Origin of the sequence: Ponticaulis profundi, from assembly GCF_042659465.1 — a bacterium.
Classification (GTDB): domain Bacteria; phylum Pseudomonadota; class Alphaproteobacteria; order Caulobacterales; family Hyphomonadaceae; genus Ponticaulis; species Ponticaulis profundi.
Map to the genome: position 1 here is coordinate 1 of NZ_JBHSSW010000051.1, position 1537 is coordinate 1537.

Annotated in this window: 2 protein-coding genes; both read left to right on the forward strand. The window is 62.7% G+C overall.

The features are described from left to right. Nucleotides 1-717 (forward strand): TrbI/VirB10 family protein (locus tag ACFQDM_RS15670; RefSeq protein ID WP_377380636.1); only part of this gene is annotated, 717 nt, incomplete at its 5' end. Nucleotides 718-719: 2 nt separating this feature from the next. Beyond that, nucleotides 720-1537 (forward strand): ATPase, T2SS/T4P/T4SS family (locus ACFQDM_RS15675; protein WP_377380638.1); only part of this gene is annotated, 818 nt, incomplete at its 3' end.

A 1537-nucleotide genomic window follows, 5' to 3' on the forward strand; every position in this document is an offset into this window, starting at 1 on the left:
GGCGGCGGTGCAGCCGGTGCCGTCGCCGATGCGGCGGGTCTGGGAGACGGGGCGGCTGCGCAGCAGGCGGCGCGTCTCAGCGATGATGCCCAATTCGTGCGCGATGCCGGGCGTCCGGTGCAGGTCCAGCGCGCAGAGATCATCGTGAACCCGTCCAATACCGTCACTCAGGGCACGATGATCCAGGCGGTTCTGGAAACAGCCATCGACTCCACGCTTCAAGGTCCGATCCGGGGCCTCGTGACAACCGATGTGGTGGCCTATGATGGATCGCGCATCCTGATCCCGCGCGGGTCGCGTCTGATCGGCAGCTATTCAGCTGATGTGGAAACCGGCCAGAACCGGCTTCTGGTGGCTTGGGAACGCATCATCATGCCCGACAACCAGTCGGTGCAGATCAGCTCCTTCGGTGGCGATGCCTTGGGCCGTTCCGGCACCACCGGCAAGGTCAACAACCATTTCTTCCGCAGGCTTGGGGCGGCGGCGCTGATTTCCACAATCTCGGCCATCCCCTCGGCCTTGCAGGACGACAGCGGCGACGGGGGCGTGACCATTTCCACGGGCGGTTCCACCGATCCGGCAACCGGTATGTCCAACGCCGTCAGCGGCGCAACAGAGTCGGCCATCGGCAAGTATGTCTCGATGCCGCCGACCATCACCGTGAACCAAGGCACCCGGATCACCGTCATGGTGGACCGCGATCTGGAGATTTTCTGATCATGAACGACATGAGCCATGGCAGCTATCTGGATGAAGCCTTGTCCCGCATCGGGGCTGTCATCGACAGCCCCGCCTTGGTGGAAATCGCCATAAACCCGGACGGCCGCATCTGGTCGCTGGAACACGGCGATCCGGCGATGAATCTGGAAACCCGTGCGGCGATGAACCGTCAGGAAGTCATGGACCTGGGCCGCCGCATCGCAAGTGCAGGCACGCTGACCCTTGGCCGGGAAGCCCCGATCATCTCGACCTCCGTGGTCTATCGAGGCCGCCCGATCCGGGCGCAGGTGGTGGCAGAGCCTGCCGTTTTGTCGGGTGCTGCAATCTCGATGCGGTTCTTCTCGTCCCTCCCTCTCGACAAGATCCAGATCAAATACCTGCACGGTCAGGAATACTCGGTGGACCAGGCCCGCGCGGAGACAAAGCGGGAATTGAAAAAATTGGCAGCCTCCGGCGACATTGACGCGGCCATGGCATTCATCGTCCACCATAAGATGAATGCCCTGATTGCGGGCGCGACCGACAGCGGCAAGACGGTCTTTGCGCGCAAGATGCTGTCCTATGTCAGTGACAGCGAACGGATGATCACCATTGAGGACGCCTCCGAGCTGGTGCCGACGCAGCCGAACGTGGTGACGCTGATTGCGGATCGGGACAGCAGGACCAGGACGCCGGACATTCTGCTGACCTCCTGTCTGCGGATGCGGCCTGATCGGCTGATCGTAGGCGAGGTGCGCGGCAAGGAAGCCATGACCTTCATCGAAGCCATCAACACCGGCCATGGCGGGTCGATGACGACCATCCATGCCGAAACCCC